The 13025-nt window shown below is 62.2% G+C and carries 11 protein-coding genes; 8 read left to right on the forward strand and 3 right to left on the reverse strand.

What is annotated here, in order from left to right:
* Positions 1-85: 85 nt before the first annotated feature.
* The 3 genes from clpB to dnaK all read right to left on the reverse strand — a co-directional run bounded on the left by clpB (position 86) and on the right by dnaK (position 5645).
* Entirely contained in the window at positions 86-2740 is a 2655-nt protein-coding gene (gene clpB, locus SINAC_RS07260) for an ATP-dependent chaperone ClpB (protein WP_015245033.1), read from the reverse strand.
* Positions 2741-3147: 407 nt separating this feature from the next.
* On the reverse strand, positions 3148-3555 hold the full coding sequence (locus tag SINAC_RS07265) for a hypothetical protein (protein WP_015245034.1): 408 nt from the start codon (positions 3553-3555) through the stop codon (positions 3148-3150).
* Between the two features lie 152 nt (positions 3556-3707).
* Entirely contained in the window at positions 3708-5645 is a 1938-nt protein-coding gene (dnaK, locus tag SINAC_RS07270; protein WP_015245035.1) for a molecular chaperone DnaK, read from the reverse strand.
* Between the two features lie 564 nt (positions 5646-6209).
* Between dnaK and pheA the strand changes: the two genes are divergently transcribed.
* The 8 genes from pheA (at position 6210) to SINAC_RS07310 (ending at position 13006) form a co-directional block, all read left to right on the forward strand.
* Positions 6210-7367 carry a prephenate dehydratase gene (gene pheA / locus SINAC_RS07275; protein WP_015245036.1) on the forward strand — a complete coding sequence of 386 codons (1158 nt, stop codon included), beginning with the start codon at positions 6210-6212 and terminating at the stop codon, positions 7365-7367.
* 168 nt (positions 7368-7535) lie between these two features.
* A complete protein-coding gene (locus tag SINAC_RS07280) occupies positions 7536-8543 on the forward strand; it encodes a PEP-CTERM sorting domain-containing protein (protein ID WP_015245037.1) in 1008 nt (335 codons plus the stop codon).
* 169 nt (positions 8544-8712) lie between these two features.
* Positions 8713-9750: a 3-deoxy-7-phosphoheptulonate synthase gene (aroF, locus tag SINAC_RS07285; RefSeq protein ID WP_015245038.1), complete on the forward strand. Its 1038-nt coding sequence runs from the start codon at positions 8713-8715 to the stop codon at positions 9748-9750.
* Positions 9750-10532, forward strand: coding sequence for a triose-phosphate isomerase (gene tpiA / locus SINAC_RS07290; RefSeq protein WP_015245039.1), 783 nt, complete (start codon positions 9750-9752; stop codon positions 10530-10532). The genes aroF and tpiA overlap by 1 nt, the downstream gene beginning before the upstream one ends.
* 96 nt (positions 10533-10628) lie before the next feature.
* Positions 10629-11066, forward strand: a complete 438-nt coding sequence (gene secG, locus SINAC_RS07295; RefSeq protein WP_015245040.1) for a preprotein translocase subunit SecG — start codon at positions 10629-10631, stop codon at positions 11064-11066.
* Between the two features lie 100 nt (positions 11067-11166).
* A complete protein-coding gene (locus SINAC_RS07300; RefSeq protein ID WP_154673628.1) occupies positions 11167-12036 on the forward strand; it encodes a YicC/YloC family endoribonuclease in 870 nt (289 codons plus the stop codon).
* 108 nt (positions 12037-12144) lie between these two features.
* Positions 12145-12729 carry a guanylate kinase gene (gene gmk, locus SINAC_RS07305; RefSeq protein ID WP_015245042.1) on the forward strand — a complete coding sequence of 195 codons (585 nt, stop codon included), beginning with the start codon at positions 12145-12147 and terminating at the stop codon, positions 12727-12729.
* Positions 12730-12736: 7 nt separating this feature from the next.
* The gene (locus tag SINAC_RS07310) at positions 12737-13006 is read left to right on the forward strand and encodes a DNA-directed RNA polymerase subunit omega (protein WP_015245043.1); all 270 of its coding nucleotides are present in this window, start codon (positions 12737-12739) and stop codon (positions 13004-13006) included.
* Positions 13007-13025: the final 19 nt, after the last annotated feature.

Here is a 13025-nt window from a genome sequence, read left to right on the forward strand (position 1 = left end):
GCGCGGCGGTCCACGGACTGAACAGAGAACCCCCACTCGATCCCCCCAAAAAAAAAGGGTCGAGCGGGGGTTGATGCGTTCAGGATCAGACGGGAGTCGACTCGGCTGCCTCGGACTCGACCGGGGTAAACGTGAAATCGTCCCCGTCCCAGTCGACGTCAATCGTGGCGCCGGCTTTCGCCGGATTACGGAGCAGCCAACTGGCCAGGGGGTTGGCAATCCGCTGCTGGATCACGCGCTTCAAGGGGCGGGCCCCGTACGTCGGGTCGAACCCTTCGTCGGCGACTTGCTGCTCGGCCTGCTCGCTGACCCGGATCGTCAGGCCGGCCTCGACGAGCTGCTTCTGGAGCCGACGGAGTTGAATGTCGACGATCTTCACCAGCTCTTTCATCCCGAGCGGATGGAAGATAATCGTCTCGTCAATTCGGTTGAGGAACTCCGGGAGAAACTGGACCTTGAGGACGTCCATCACCGCGCGACGCATCCGGGCCTCGTCGCCGCTTTCGGCGAGCCGGGCGATCTCCTGGCTGCCGAGGTTCGACGTCATGATGATCACGGTGTTCCGGAAATCGACCGTGCGCCCTTGGCCGTCGGTCAGTCGCCCGTCGTCCAGGACCTGGAGGAGCACGTTGAAGACGTCGCGGTGTGCCTTCTCGATCTCATCGAGCAAGATGACCGAATAGGGCCGACGACGCACCGCCTCGGTCAGCAGGCCCCCTTCCTCGTAGCCGACGTAGCCGGGAGGGGCACCGATGAGCCGGGAGACGTTGTGCCGTTCGCCAAACTCGCTCATGTCGATGCGGACCATGGCGGCTTCGCTATCGAAGAGGAACTCCGCCAGCGCCTTCGCCAGCTCGGTCTTGCCGACGCCCGTCGGCCCGAGGAAGAGGAACGAGCCGATCGGGCGGTTCGGGTCCTGGAGCCCTGCCCTGCTCCGCCGGACGGCGTCGGCGACCGCTTTCACGGCCGCATCCTGGTTCACCATCCGAAGGTGGATCTGATCTTCCAGGTAGATCAGTTTCTCCCGCTCGGTGGTGAGCATCTTCGAGACCGGGATCCCGGTCCACTGGGAGACGACCTCGGCAATCTCCTCGGCATCCACTTCACGCTTGAGCAGCCGCTTGGCGTCCTTGGGCTGGTTGTCGCCACTCGCCTCGCTCTGGGCGATCTGGCTCTCCAGCGCCTTTCGTTCGGTATCGAGTGCGGCCAGCTCCTGGTATTTCTTCTCCTCGGGCCGCTCGCCACGCTGTTGCATCATCCGGATCTCGTCCCAGATCCGCTGATAATCGGTCTGCACGTGGACGACCCGTTCGCGGACCTTTTGGATGTCGCCGAGGCCCGATTTCTCGAACTCCCACTGCGATCGTAGGTCCTGCTCCTCTTTCTTGAGCCGCTCGATCTCCGCTTCGACCTCGGCCAGCCGCTCGAGCGCATGCTCTTCTTCCTCGGCGGCGAGCATCCGCTGCGCCAGCTCGAGTTGGAGCAAACGGCGTTGGATGATATCGATTTCGGTCGGGACCGATCCGAGTTCCATCGCCAGGCGGCTCGAGGCCTCATCGACGAGGTCGATGGCCTTGTCGGGGAGGAACCGGTCGGTGATATAGCGCGAGGAAAGCTTGGCTGCCGCGACCAGGGCGGAGTCCTTGATCTTCACCCCGTGATGGATCTCGTACCGCTCCTTCAGACCGCGCAGGATCGCGATCGAATCCTCGACCGAGGGTTCGGGGACAAAGACGGGCTGGAACCGACGTTCGAGTGCGGGGTCCTTCTCGATGTGCTTGCGGTACTCGTCGAGCGTGGTCGCGCCGATGCAGCGGAGCTCTCCCCGGGCCAACGCAGGCTTGAGCAGGTTGGCGGCGTCCATCGCGCCGTCCGCCTTGCCGGCGCCGACGACCAGGTGCAGCTCGTCGATGAACAGGATGATCCGCCCTTCCGATTCCGTCACATCCTTGAGGATCGCTTTGAGCCGTTCTTCAAACTCGCCGCGAAACTTGGTGCCGGCGACCAACGACCCCATATCGAGCGCGATGACCTTGCGATCCTTCAGGCTCTCGGGGACGTCTCCCGAGACGATCCGCTGCGCCAGGCCCTCGACGATCGCCGTCTTGCCGACCCCCGGCTCACCGATCAGGACCGGGTTGTTCTTGGTGCGGCGGCTCAGGACCTGGACCACGCGGCGGATCTCGGCGTCGCGGCCGATGACCGGGTCCATCTTCCCCTTACGGGCCAACTCCACCAGGTCACGCCCGTATTTCTCGAGCGCCTGATACTTGTCGTCCGGGTTTTGGTCAGTCACTCGCTGTCCCCCTCGTACTTTCTGGAGCGCCTGGAGAATATCCTTCTCGGTGATCCCCATTGCCTCGAGAAGGGACTGGGCCTTGCCCTTGACCTTGATCAAGCCCAGCAAAAGATGTTCAACCGAGACGAATTCGTCCTTCATCCGGTCGGCCTCTTCCTGGGCCACGTCAAAGACGCGGCTGAGGTCGGGACCGAGTGTGGTTTCGCCTCCGCTGACCTTGGGCAAGGCGTTCAGGCCTTCCCCGGTCGCTTTCAAGAGTTGCCCGGGGTTGATGCCGAGCTGGGTCAGGAGCGACCGGATGACGCCCTGGTCGGGATCGAGCAGGGCGGCCAGCAGGTGCATCGGTTCGAGCCGTTGATGGCCGCGTTCCTTGGCCAGTTCTTGGGCCCGCTGGACCGCCTCCTGGCTCTTGAGAGTCAGCTTCTCGAATCGAAATGCCATGACACAACCTCAACAGTGATGGCCGTCACTCGAAAGAAAAAATGAGGTCTCTACCCGAGCGGAGTCGTGCCTGTTGATACGCAAAAGAGAGGCCTGGTGGTTCGCCTCGTCCGTATTTTATCGCCTGATTCAGGCGGCGCAAGGGGGCGCGATCGAAAGCAGGTCCGGGGTCGGACCCTCGATCGCATGGCCACCAGGTAAGCGATTCAGAGCAATCCAGTCCCCTCTTCTCAGGGGGGGGAATGAGAGGGGACGTTGCCGAAAAGGGATGGGAATGGGTTGGGCCGGGAGCAATCCGGATGGGCCAGTTTGACCGTTTGCGATTACGGTCAACTTGGCTCACCACATTTTCACGGGTCTTGATCTGGCGAAATGCCGTCGTCGGCGAATTGCCGCCATTCTCGACTTTAAAAGAAAGGCGACTCGGGCCATTCGGGATAGTCGCGGGCCGCTTGGTACTGCTTGAACCAGAAGGGGACGTCGCCGACGGTGGCTTCACCACGCGTGACATAGACTTCCCACCACCCATCAGAGGGCCGCAGCAGGTTACCGAAATCGCTTCGTGCCTTGGGCTTCTGGATAACCAATGCACTCAGGTCGGGAAGACTGTTTTCCAGGCAGACCGCTTGCAGCGGCTTGAGGAGTTTGGTCGCGATCGTCCGAGGTGTTTCCTTGACGCCGACTTCCTTGCAGCGCTGGCAGAAGTCATCGTAGGAAATCCAGACGGCGGTTCGCCGATCACGGGCGGCTTGGGCAAGGTCTTGGGCTATTTGCACCAGGATCGGGTAGACCGTCCTTGCATCGTCGAGAGACATAGCGTCGACTCCTCGGAGACAAGACGCCTCGGAATTAGGGGGCGTCTTGGAGACAACGGCCCGGTTCCGCGGGGCACCTTCATTGATTGTACAAAAACGACGAGAGGGGTGGGGATGGTCCCCACCCCCCCTGACTTGCGGCCTTTGGGCGGTTACTTCTTCTCTTCAAACTCGACATCGATGACGTCGTCGGCTTTTTCGTCCGGTCCGCCGTTGGCGGAGGCTCCCCCTCCGGCAGTCGCTCCCCCTGCCTCGGGTCCACCCGCGCCCGGGGCGCCGGTGGCATTGGCGGCATAGAGATGCTCGGCCATCGCCTGGCTCGCTCGCTGCAGGTCTTCGATCGCCTGATTGATCGCGGCGATATCGTTTTCCTTCTTGACCGTGTTGAGCCGATCGATGGCGGCGCGGACCGCCAACTTATCGGAGTCGGAGAGCTTGTCCTTATTTTCATCCATCAACTTCTCGAGTTGATAGGTCCGCTGATCGGCGTTGTTTCGCGCCTCGGCGAGTTCGCGTTTCTGCTTGTCGTCGGCCGCGTGCGAATCGGCGTCGCGCTGCATCCGCTCGATCTCGTCTTTCGAGAGACCACCGGACGACTCGATCTTGATCGTCTGCTCCTTGCCGGTCCCCTTATCGCGTGCCGTCACATTCAAGATGCCGTTGGCATCGAGGTTGAAGGTCACTTCGATTTGCGGGGTACCCATCCGGGCGGGGGGAATCCCGTCGAGGTTGAATTCGCCGAGCAGGCGATTGTCGGCCGCCATCGGCCGTTCCCCCTGGTAGACCTTGATCGTGACCGCGTTCTGGTTGTCTTCGGCGGTGGTGAACGATTCCTTCTTTTCGGTCGGGATCGTGGTGTTCCGCTCGACGAGCTTGGTGAAGACGCCCCCCTTGGTCTCCAAGCCGAGGGACAGCGGGGTAACGTCGAGCAGGAGCAGGTCCTTGACGTCGCCGGTCAAGACCGCGCCTTGGATCGCCGCGCCGATGGCGACGACTTCGTCGGGGTTGACCCCCTTGTGGGGTTCCTTGCCGAAGATTTCCTTGACGATCTGCTGGACGCGGGGCATCCGGGTCGATCCGCCGACCAACACGACCTCGTCGATATCCGCCGCCTTGAGTTTGGCGTCGTCGAGTGCCTTGATGACTGGGGCTTTGCAGCGGTCGAAAAGGCTGTCGGTCAGCTTCTCGAACTGGCTCCGGTTGAGCGTCAGGGTCAGGTGCTTGGGACCGTTCTGGTCGGCGCTGATGAACGGCAGGTTGATGTCGGCCTGGGTTTGGAAGGAGAGGTCTTTCTTGGCCTTCTCGGCCGCTTCCTTCAAACGCTGGAGCGCCATCTGGTCTTTGCGGAGATCGACCCCCTGCTCTTTCTGGAACTCGTCGGCGATGTAGTTGATCAGCGCCTGGTCCCAGTCGTCGCCGCCGAGGTGCGTGTCGCCGTTGGTCGAGAGGACCTCGAAGACGCCGTCACCCACGTCGAGGATCGAGTTATCGAAGGTACCGCCGCCGAGGTCGAAGACGGCGATCTTCTCGTTTGCCTTGCGGTCGAGCCCGTACGCCAGGGCGGCGGCGGTCGGCTCGTTGATGATTCGGGCGACCTCGAGGCCGGCAATCTGTCCGGCGTCCTTGGTGGCCTGCCGCTGGCTATCGTTGAAGTAGGCCGGGACGGTGATCACGGCCTTGCGGACCTTGTGCCCGAGATAGCTCTCGGCTGCCTCTTTGAGCTTACGGAGTACCAGCGCCGAGATCTCGGGCGGGGTGTAGTCCTTGCCGCCGACGTGGACCTTGACATAGTCGCTGGCACCGCCGACGACCGGGTAAGGGACCATCTTCTCTTCGCCCCGAACCTCGTCGTGGCGTCGGCCCATGAACCGCTTGATCGAGTAGATGGTGCCGGTCGGATTGGTGACCGCCTGGCGCTTGGCGGGCTCGCCCACCAGCGTTTCACCCTTGGGGGTGAAGGCGACGACGGATGGCGTCAGGCGACTCCCCTCTTGGTTGGCGATGACCGTGACGTCGCCCCCCTCCATGACCGCAACGACACTATTGGTTGTCCCGAGGTCGATTCCGATGATCTTTTCGCCTTCAGCCACGACCAGTCTCCTTCTCCCAGATTGAGCGGTGGCGAGGTTGCGGGCCACGGGACCCACGAGAACTCAGTGCGATCGCCCACTCAAGGGAACGACCAAGAGATGCTGAGGCACCCCTCAGTCGCACTCATTTGTCTGATTCTTTGCCGCCTCGCGACACAGAATAACAATTATGCAAGGCTAGTGCCATCAGGCCCGGCCTCATTCATTGCGTTACTGTTTCACGAGAAATTTCAAGGACTTACGTCGGGAACGAAAGATCGCCTACCAAACGGTGTCGGCGGAGTGGCTGCCAAAACGACAGGGCCCGGTGCGCGCTTTGAAAACGCTCTGCCTCTTTGGCAGAAACATCCGATATTAGGCCGCTTTTTCCCAAACAAGGGGTCCGACGGGTCGATTGGGCCATTCTAACCCATTTTCAGATCAAGCGAAACGGGGCGTATCCCAAGGGGGTCGAGAGAAATGGCTTGACAGAGGGTGAGGTTTTATGTATCCACTTGTGACGGCCAAGGTTGCGTCCGATTTTCAGCGGACCGCGAAAACCGGTCTCTTGCCCCGAGTGGACCGATGCCCCGTAAGCCCTCGTCCGACCGCAAGCCCTCGACCGCGTCGTCCCCCGCCGATACGAAACGCGCGCCGACCTTGGCGAGCTTCCGGAGCGAGATCGATCGCATCGACAAGGAGCTGATCACGCTCCTGAACCACCGAGCGGAAATCGCGTTACAGATTGGCCAGCTGAAACAAAAGCAGGGCCTGGAAGTCTGGTCCGCGGCCCGTGAAGACGAAGTGATCGCGCGGGCTCTCGCCACGAGCCGTGGTCCTCTGCCCGCCGAAACGCTCCGGCTCATCTTCCGTGAGCTGATGAGCGGATCCCGCTCGTTGCAGCGGACGATGCGGATCGCCTGCCTGGGACCCAAGTACAGCTATAGCCATCTCGCCGCAGTGGCCAAATTTGGCGAGGCAGTCGAGCATGTTCCGGTGGGTTCGATCGCCGCCGTCTTCGAAGAGGTGAACCGTCGGCACGTCCAGTTCGGGATCGTGCCGCTGGAGAATTCGACCGACGGCCGGATTGCCGACACGCTCGACATGTTCGTTCGACTCCCCGGTTTGAAGATCCGGGCCGAGATTCGACTGCGGGTGCACCACTGTCTCCTGAGCCGAAGCGAGTGGGGCCAGGTGCAGCGGATCTACTCGAAGTCTCAGGCTTTGTCGCAGTGCCGGCATTGGATCGGCAAGAATCTGCCGGAAGCACGGCTGATCGACGTCGTCTCGACGGCTGCCGCCGCTGAGCACGCCCAGCGTGAGGAGTTTTCTGCGGCCGTCGCCAGCCAGGCGGCGGGCGTGTCGTACGGACTCAAGGTGCTCGCGGCCAATATCGAAGACCAACCGCACAACATCACTCGGTTCGCCGTCATCTCGGAGCGTTCGGAGGAACGGACCGGCCGCGATAAGACCACGCTCATGCTTCGCGTGCCGAATCAGCCCGGAGGGTTGGTCGAGGCGATCTCGCTCTTCAAGAAGAATGGTATCAACATGACCTGGATCGAGTCGTTCCCGACGTCCGACGGGGCGAGCGACAGCGATCCGAACTATCTCTTCTTCCTCGACATCGACGGGCATGCCGACGACGAGCCGGTCAAGAAGACCCTCGACCTCGTCCGCAAGAAGTGCGAACGCCTCGAGATTCTCGGCTCTTACCCGCGCGGTGAGTGTATCGAGAGTTGATCGGGAACTGATCGGTGGGGAACTCCCAAATATTCCAGTTATGACAATCGATCTTGACGAACAAGATCGACTGGGGCTTAATGGCGCGGCCTAAGCTGCAGGAAAGGATTGCCGGCACACCAAAAAAAGGACGATGACCGAGCTCTGCTCTCCATGGAAGGACCCACGATGAGCATTCGACTTGCAGGGTTGACTCGGTGTGGACTCTCTCTCTTGGCCACCTCACTGCTGACGGTCTCGTCGGCGTTGGCTGAGCCGATTTACACGGTCACCGACATGGGAATCAGCAGCGATTCCTTGCTCGACTCGGGCGACAGCTCGAGGGACGTGACCACTCAGCGGCGGATCACGCTCGATCCCTCCGGAAAAATCAAGATTGGGACCTGGGAACGCCCCGGCGAATACGAGGGGCCGCTTCCGGACTCGTTGAACCCAGGGGCTTCTGGTGTCGACGCCGTGGCCACATCTCGCGAGGGGAAGAACGCGGCGGGATGGGGTTTCGACAAGGACGGAGCCCGGGCTGGGTTCGCCGACATCGACGGGCATGCCATGGCCACGGGAAACCTGCCCAATCAGACCTGGAGCCAGGCGCTCGGGGTGAACGAGAAGGGGCAAGTGGTCGGCATGTCAGGTTCCGCCGGGTCGAATACCCAGGCCTTTCTCTACACTCCGGAGGAAGGGATCAAGGGGCTCGGCAAGGCCGAGGTTGGGAGTGCAGCCTACGCGATCAACAACTCCGGGCAACTGGTCGGCGAACTGGCCAAGGGGAGCAGCGGCCCGACGACTGCGCGGGCCTTCACCTCGTTCAGCAATGGCCCTTTGGTCGATCTCAATCGTCTGGTTGATCCCACGCTCGGGTATACGTTGACGCGAGCCATGGACATCAACAATCTCGGCCAGATCGCCGCCTTCGGGCTCGATTCGTTGGACGTGATGCACGCACTCCTGCTGACCCCGAAAGTCTCCGTTGATGCCAACAGTCTGGTGGCTGCGGCTTCCGGCGCCGATGACACGTCGACAGCGACGCCAATCCCGGCTGCCGTGCTCACGCCCTCCCTCCACGTTGAGTTGGGGTCTCCACTCACGGTTCCCGAACCGAGCGTCCTGGCCCTCTTCGGCCTTGTGACGGCAGGGCTTGCCGTGCGGCGGGGAATCGGCCGTCGCCGGTCGCTCTAATTCGCGGTCAACCCGGGTTGGGGTGACGATAAATCGCATGCCCGGCCCGGTTTCCGCTTCCCTCCTCGTTTGCCGATCGTTAAACTCTTGGGTTCACCCAACCGACAGTAGGTCGACCCCCAGCGTCGGGAGGAACACGGCCGACCCGGCCGGGAGCCTGAGGACCCTCATGATCATCGTTCTGAAGCCGCAAGCGACCCAGGAGGTTATCGACCACGTCATTGAGCGGATCGAAGCCTTGGGTTTTACCCCGCACCTGAGCCAGGGGGTCGCGCGGACCATCATTGGCGTCATCGGTGACGAAGATAAGTTGCAGGCTGAGCCGCTCCAGGCGATCGCGGGGGTTGAGCAGGTCGTTCCGATCCTCAAGCCCTATAAGCTCGCCAGCCGCGAGTTTCACGGCGAGGCTTCGGTCTTCGATATCAAGGGGATCAAGGTTGGCGGCGGCCACCTGATGATGATCGCCGGCCCTTGCGCCATCGAGAGCGAGCCGCTCCTGGTGGAGATCGCCGGGAAAGTCCGCGAGGCGGGGGCGAACGTGCTCCGGGGCGGAGCGTTCAAGCCGAGAACGTCCCCCTATAGCTTCCAGGGGCTTGGCGAAGACGGCCTCAAGATGCTCAAGGCCACCGGTGAGCGGTTTGGCATGCCGGTCGTCACCGAGGTCATGGATCCGCGGCAGATCGAGCTGGTCGAGCGCTATACCGACCTGTTCCAGATCGGCGCCCGGAACATGCAGAACTTCGACCTGCTCAAAGAGGTCGGCAAGACCCGGATCCCGGTCCTGCTGAAGCGCGGGATGAGCGCGACGGTCAAGGACCTGCTGATGTCGGCCGAATACGTGCTGGCCCAGGGCAACCGCCGGGTGATTCTCTGTGAGCGCGGGGTGCGGACGTTCGAGGATTCGACCCGCAACACGCTCGACCTTTCGATCGTGCCGAACGTCAAGGGGCTGAGCCACCTGCCGATCATCGTGGACCCGAGCCACGCGACCGGGCGGCCCGACCTGATCCCGGCGATGTCCCTGGCGGGCGTAGCCGCCGGCAGCGACGGGATCCATATCGAGGTCCACTCCTGCCCCGAGAAGGCCCTCTCGGACGGGCCGCAGGCGTTGTTGCCTGTTCAGTATGCCCAGCTCATGGAGGAGTTGCGGCAGCTTGCCCAGCTCCTGGGCAAGACGATCGACGCTTGTGAGGGAGTGACTGTCTGATGCGTCCCCTGTTTATCGCGGGTAACTGGAAAATGAACCCAGCGACGGCGAAGGAAGCCGTCGCTCTGGCCGAGGCGATCAAGAACGGTGTCGGCCCGGCGGCCGACGTCCGCGTGGCGGTCTGCCCCCCGGCGCTCTTTCTCGATCAGGTGGACGCGGCCCTGGCCAACTCGCCGATTGGCTTGGGGGCCCAGAACATGCACTGGAAGCCCGACGGGGCCTACACCGGTGAGATTTCGGGGGCGATGCTCAACGACGCAGGGTGCACTCACGTCATCCTCGGTCACAGCGAGCGCCGGCACGGGATGGGCGAGACCGATGCCCAGGTCAACGCCAAGCTCCACACCGCTCTGGCCGTTGGCCTGATCCCGATCGTCTGCATCGGCGAAACCCAGCAAGAGCGCGAGGGGGGCCAGACCGAAGACGTGGTCGCCGGCCAGTTGACCGGCTCCCTCGCCGGGATCTCGGCCGAACAGATGGTCGGAATCGTCCTGGCTTACGAGCCGGTCTGGGCGATCGGCACCGGTCTGACCGCGACCCCGGCGCAGGCGCAGGGGGTCCACGAGTTCATTCGCGACTGGCTGACGAAGCTGTTCGGCGAAGCGACCGCCGCGCGGATCGTTGTCCAGTATGGTGGGAGCGTTAAGCCCGACAACGCGGCTGAGCTGCTCGCCTGTCCCGACATCGACGGGGCCCTCGTCGGCGGTGCCAGCCTCAAAGAGGCGGACTTCCTTGGCATCATCCGGGCCGCCCAGGTTGTCGCCGCGAAGAGCCAGGCCTGAGCCAGAGCCTGCTTCGGAATCGCCGCGCGTCGTCCCCACCGATCGGGACGACGCTTCCTTTATTTTTGTCACCCTCCTCGCGGAAGGACTCTCGCCGTGAATATCCTGATCGGCATTCTGGATTCGCTGTTGATCCTTGCGTCGTTCTTCCTGATCTGCCTGGTCCTCATCCAGCGCGGTAAAGGGGGAGGCCTGGCGGGTGCGTTCGGCGGTATGGGAGGCTCGAGCGCCTTCGGCACCAAGGCCGGTGACGTTTTCACTAAGGTGACGATGAGCGTCGCCGCCTTCTGGATCGTCCTCTGCATGCTGATGGTGATCATCTCCAACCGAGGGGGAGACTCCGCCTGGGGCAACGATTCCGGGACGACGAAGGTCACGAAGGGGACCGCTTCGGGCTCGAAGGCGAAGAAGTCGACCAGCTCGGACCTCAGCCCCAAGAGCCCGCTGCCGGCGAGCCCGACCGGATCGTCTTCCTCTCCTCAGCCGATCGAAGTCCCCGCGGTTCCCGCACCGATTCCCCCCACGACCAAGTAAAGGGGGGTGAGGGGCGGCCCATTTTTTTTTGCCTGATTTGGGGATTGCGGACCTTCCTTCATTCCACGAACCCGCCAATGAGGTCGAAGTGCTCCTGAGCATGACCGGATTCGGAGAGGCCAGGCTCCAAGAGGAGCGCTGGACGGTCAGCGTCGAGATCCGGACGGTCAACAACCGCCATCTCAAGTTGAGCGCCAAGATCAGTGATCCCTACGGTGCCCTGGAGCCGGATCTCGAGCGGCTGGTGCGCGAGACGATCCGCCGGGGCACGGTGCAAGTTGTCCTGCGGATCGACCGCCCCCGCCGGGTTGAGGACTACCGCTTGAACGTGGTGGCTCTCACCAGCTATCGCGACCAGCTTGACGCTTTGCAGGGTAGCAACTCAACGTCATCGACCCCACTGAGTTCGCTCCTAGTCTTGCCCGGCGTCGTCGAGGAGCGGAAGCCCGCTACCGATGACCCTCACCAAGATTGGCCGGTCCTCTCGGCCGTGATTTCGCAAGCCTTGGTGAAGCTCCAGTCGGCGCGGGCCGAGGAAGGCAACGCCATGGCCAACGAGCTGCTCGTGCTCGGAAAAGCCGTGGCGACCCACCTCGATCAGATCGTCGCGCGAGGTCCCGAGGTCGTCGCCGCCTATCAGAAGCGGCTTATCGAACGCGTGCAGAGCCTCGTCGAAGGGCAAGGCGTCACGATTGAGCCGAAGGACTTGATCCGCGAGGTTGCGATCCTCTCCGAGCGGGCCGATATCGCGGAGGAGATCGTCCGGCTTCGCGCCCACCTGGCTCAGTACATCGACGTGATTCACGAGCCTGAAAGCGCAGGTCGGAAGCTGGAATTCGTCGTCCAGGAGATGGGGCGGGAGACGAATACGATCGGCTCGAAGGCGAACGACGTTGAGATCAGCCGGTGCGTCGTGGAAATCAAAGGTCTTCTGGAAAAGATCCGCGAGCTGATTCAGAACGTAGAATAAGAGAAGGCTTTCCCCAGAATCGAATCACGCCTGACTCGATTTTATGGATGAAAGATCAATTTTGAAGTCGCTTGTGTGTTGATATTGGATCCTTTTCCGGAAACCGAGATGGATGATTGGGAGAAATTGCCTGGCCGGTTGATTGTCATCTCGGGGGCTTCGGGCTCCGGCAAGAGCACTCTGGTTCGGCTGGCGCTGCGGCGCCCGGAAGTGAAGACTCGGCTCTCGATCTCTGCGACGACGCGCGCCCCTCGTCCTGGCGAGGAGGAAGGCCGGGAGTACTTTTTCTTTTCCCGCCAGGCGTTCGAGGAGCAACGGGAGCGCGGTCAGTTCCTTGAGAGTGCCGAGGTCCACGGGAATCTTTACGGCACGCCCGCCGGACCGGTCCGCGAGCGGCTGGCGCGTGGCGAATGCGTGCTGCTCGAGATTGATGTCCAGGGGGCCCTGCTCGTCAAGGAAAAGGTTCCTGCGGCCCTGCTCATTTTCATCAATGTGCCGAGTTTTGCGATCCTTGAATCACGGTTGCGCGATCGGGCCACAGACAGTGATGAGACGATCGCGCGCCGCTTGGCCAATGCACGGTGGGAACTCGATCAAGTCCACCGCTACGATTTTCAATTGATGAATAGCGAACTCGACCAGGCCGTCAACGACCTGGTCGCCCTGCTTGTCCAACATGGTTGTGGAGGTTGATCACCCGATGCTCGAAGAACTGAAGGAAGAATACATCGTCAACAAGGTTGGCGGCCGGTTCAAATTGTCGACCCTGATCCAGAAGCGGATGATCGCGCTCAACCAGGGCGCTCGTCCCTTGGTCGAAGCGCGAGGCGCCGACAAGATGGCGGTCGTGATCCAAGAAATCATGCAAGATAAAATCTTCCTGGATATGTCGGGCAACCTTCAGAACACCGAGCCGACCGAGGAGGCCGAAGAGGGCGGCACGGTCGACCTTACCCAGCCGTCAGAATAGTTACGCCAGGCCCGCCGCC

The sequence above is a fragment of the Singulisphaera acidiphila DSM 18658 genome (assembly GCF_000242455.2).
In the GTDB taxonomy this organism is placed as follows: Bacteria; Planctomycetota; Planctomycetia; order Isosphaerales; family Isosphaeraceae; genus Singulisphaera; species Singulisphaera acidiphila.

What these genes read in the sequence shown, in the direction of transcription:
- SINAC_RS07310 (WP_015245043.1), top strand. Translation starts at nt 12,737, where the DNA reads ATGCTCGAAGAACTGAAGGAAGAATACATCGTCAACAAGGTTGGCGGC.
- tpiA (WP_015245039.1), top strand. Translation starts at nt 9,750, where the DNA reads ATGCGTCCCCTGTTTATCGCGGGTAACTGGAAAATGAACCCAGCGACG.
- clpB (WP_015245033.1), bottom strand. Translation starts at nt 2,740, where the DNA reads ATGGCATTTCGATTCGAGAAGCTGACTCTCAAGAGCCAGGAGGCGGTC.
- pheA (WP_015245036.1), top strand. Translation starts at nt 6,210, where the DNA reads ATGCCCCGTAAGCCCTCGTCCGACCGCAAGCCCTCGACCGCGTCGTCC.
- SINAC_RS07280 (WP_015245037.1), top strand. Translation starts at nt 7,536, where the DNA reads ATGAGCATTCGACTTGCAGGGTTGACTCGGTGTGGACTCTCTCTCTTG.
- aroF (WP_015245038.1), top strand. Translation starts at nt 8,713, where the DNA reads ATGATCATCGTTCTGAAGCCGCAAGCGACCCAGGAGGTTATCGACCAC.
- gmk (WP_015245042.1), top strand. Translation starts at nt 12,145, where the DNA reads ATGGATGATTGGGAGAAATTGCCTGGCCGGTTGATTGTCATCTCGGGG.
- SINAC_RS07265 (WP_015245034.1), bottom strand. Translation starts at nt 3,555, where the DNA reads ATGTCTCTCGACGATGCAAGGACGGTCTACCCGATCCTGGTGCAAATA.
- SINAC_RS07300 (WP_154673628.1), top strand. Translation starts at nt 11,167, where the DNA reads ATGACCGGATTCGGAGAGGCCAGGCTCCAAGAGGAGCGCTGGACGGTC.